At 76.0% G+C, this 2,663-nt stretch carries 3 protein-coding genes; all 3 read left to right on the forward strand.

Annotated features, from left to right (window positions below; all coding sequences use genetic code 11):
• Positions 1-44: 44 nt before the first annotated feature.
• On the forward strand, positions 45-518 hold the full coding sequence (locus CKO13_RS12810; RefSeq protein ID WP_200261196.1) for a hypothetical protein: 474 nt from the start codon (positions 45-47) through the stop codon (positions 516-518).
• An 11-nt stretch (positions 519-529) separates the two neighbouring features.
• A complete protein-coding gene (locus CKO13_RS11585; RefSeq protein ID WP_200261198.1) occupies positions 530-1,981 on the forward strand; it encodes a cobyrinic acid a,c-diamide synthase CobB in 1,452 nt (483 codons plus the stop codon).
• 217 nt (positions 1,982-2,198) lie between these two features.
• Positions 2,199-2,663, forward strand: a 465-nt coding sequence (locus CKO13_RS11590; protein WP_200261200.1) for a response regulator, incomplete at its 3' end; no start/stop codon positions are given.

Below are 2,663 nucleotides of genomic sequence, written 5' to 3' on the forward strand. Positions count from 1 at the left end.
GGTCGTAGGCGAGGGCCAGGAAGTGCACGGCCAGCAGCAGGATCGTGGCGGCGAGGGCGGCCCGGTTCCTCCTCGTCGATGGCGGTCCCTACCCGGCCGTGATGTGGCTGGGCGCGGCCGGCGTCGGCCTCATCCTTCCCTCTCTCCTCCTGGCGTTCGGGGCGTCCCGCCCCCGGGCCCGCACCCTGCCCTGGGCCGCGGGCCTGACCCTGGCCGGCGGGCTCGCCCTGCTCTTCGGGGTGATCGTCGGCGCCCAGGCCCAGCCGCTGACCCTCTTCCCGGGGGCGGAGACGGCGGGTAGCGCCTTCGACGAGGGGGCCGCCCACTACCGGCCGAGCGGCTGGGAGGCGGCGCTCGGCCTCGGCGGGGTCGCCCTGGCGGTGATCGCCCTGCTCGCCGGGCTGCGGGCGCTGCCGCTGCTGCCGCGCCGCCTCCCGGACGAGCCGCCCAGCGCCGCGGCCCCTGCCCCTGCCCCTGCCCCGCAGCAGGGGGCCGCCGCGGCGCCGGCGGCCGGCTAGGGGGCCGGGCCGTGGACCGGCTCTACCTCTCCGGGCTCCACAAGTCCTCCGGCAAGACCGCCGCCGCCATCGGCGTCGCGGCGGCGCTGGCCGAGGCGGGGACCGCCGTGCGGCCCTTCAAGAAGGGCCCGGACTACATCGACCCGGGCTGGCTCAGCGCCGCCGCCGGCCGCCCCTGCCGCAACCTCGACTTCCACACCATGGGCGGCGAGGAGATCCGCGCGGCCGTGGCGCCGCAGGGCCGCGAGCTGGCCCTCATCGAGGGGACCAAGGGGCTCCACGACGGCGTCGACCCCGAGGGAACGGACAGCAACGCCGCCCTCGCCGCGCTGCTCGAGGCGCCGGTGGTGCTGGTCGTCGACGCACGCGGCATGACCCGCGGGATCGCCCCCACCGTGCTCGGCCACGCCCGCTTCGACCCGCAGGTCCGGGTGGCGGGGGTCCTGCTCAACCGCGTCGGCGGCCGCCGCCACGAGGCGAAGCTGCGCGCGGCCCTGGCGCGCTACACCGATCTCCCCGTGCTCGGCGCGCTCCCCGATACGCCGGCGCTGGGCATCGAGATGCCGTACCTCGGCCTCATCCCCGCCGCCGAGCAGCCCGAGGCCGAGGCGGCCATCGGCGCCCTGCGGCGCGCGGTGCGCGAGCACGTGGACCTGGAGGCGCTGCGGCGGCTCGCCGAGGCCCCCGCTACCTCTGCGACGCCGCCGCCGGCCGAGGACCAGCCCGCCGCCCCGGCCACGACGGGGGGCGCGGGGCGCGGCGCCGGCGGCGAGCGGGTGCGCATCGGCGTCGCCTACGACCCGGCCTTCAACTTCTACTACCCCGGCGACCTCGAGGCCCTGGAGGCCGCCGGCGCGCAGCTGTGCTGGATCGACACCCTGCGCGACGCGCAGCTCCCGCCGCTCGACGGGCTGTTCATCGGCGGCGGCTTCCCCGAGCGCCACGCCGGCGCGCTCGCCGCCAATCGCCCCCTGCGCGCCGCCGTGCAAGAGGCGGCGGTGGGCGGGCTGCCGGTCTACGCCGAGTGCGGCGGCCTCCTCTACCTCGCCCGCCGCCTGCACGTCGGCGGCGAGGCGTACCCGATGGCGGGGGTCTTCCCGGTGGACGCCGAGATGGGCGGCCGCCCCCAGGGCCACGGCTACGTGCGCCTCCAGCCCACCGGCTCCGCGCCCTGGTCCCCCGCCGCGGAGGGCACCGGCCCGATCCCCGCCCACGAGTTCCACTACTCGCGCCTGCGCGGGCGCCCCGCCGAGCTGCCCTGCGCCTACCGCATCGACGGCGGGGCCGGCGTCGGCGACGGCCGCGACGGGCTCCTCACGGCCAACACCCTCGCCTCCTACGCCCACCTCCGGCACACCGCGGCGACGCCGTGGGCGGCGCGCTTCGTCGAGTTCGTCCGCCGCCGGCGATCGGCGCCGGGCGGGGACCGGACGGCCGGGCGGCGGCCGGAGCGCGCTCTTTGATTTCCGTCACGCTGATGTATATAGTTCAATTGAATCAGTCTCATTGAATGAGCGCGTACACCACCCCCTCAAGCGAGCCGCATCAAAACGACAAGAAACAGCACGCCTCACCCCCGGAGGCCCCGGTAGCGCATCAGGAGGAGCGATATGTCCACCGGGAACGAGCCAGGCCCACCCCTAGGCGACGAAGAGCCTTCAGCAAGCGGGGGATCTCGCCATGCGTGTCCTGCTTGTCGATGACCACCAACTCTTCCGCGCCGCGCTGCAGCAGCTGCTCAACGCCCAGGGGCTCACCACGGAGACGGGCACCGGGCGCGACGACATCCCCGCCCTGGCCGCCGCCTTCCAGCCCGACCTCGTCCTCCTCGACCTCAAGATGCCCGGCCAGGACGGGCTCAGCGTGCTCGAGCAGCTCCACAGGCGCTTCCCCGAGCTCCCCGTGATCATGCTCACCGGCAGCGAGGAGGAGCGGGACCTCTTCGACTGCCTGCGCGCCGGCGCCCAGGGCTACCTGCTCAAGGACAACGACCCGGAGTACCTGCTCTCGGCCCTGCAGCAGGCCACCAACGGCAAGATCACCGTGGCCCCGCAGCTGACCGACACCCTCGCCCGGGCCCTCGGGCAGCAGCCCCACGAGCGCGCCGCCGCCGAGGCGCCCCCCGACCCCTTCGCCGCCCTCACC

This window comes from Halorhodospira neutriphila, from assembly GCF_016584055.1.
Taxonomy (GTDB): Bacteria; Pseudomonadota; Gammaproteobacteria; order Nitrococcales; family Halorhodospiraceae; genus Halorhodospira; species Halorhodospira neutriphila.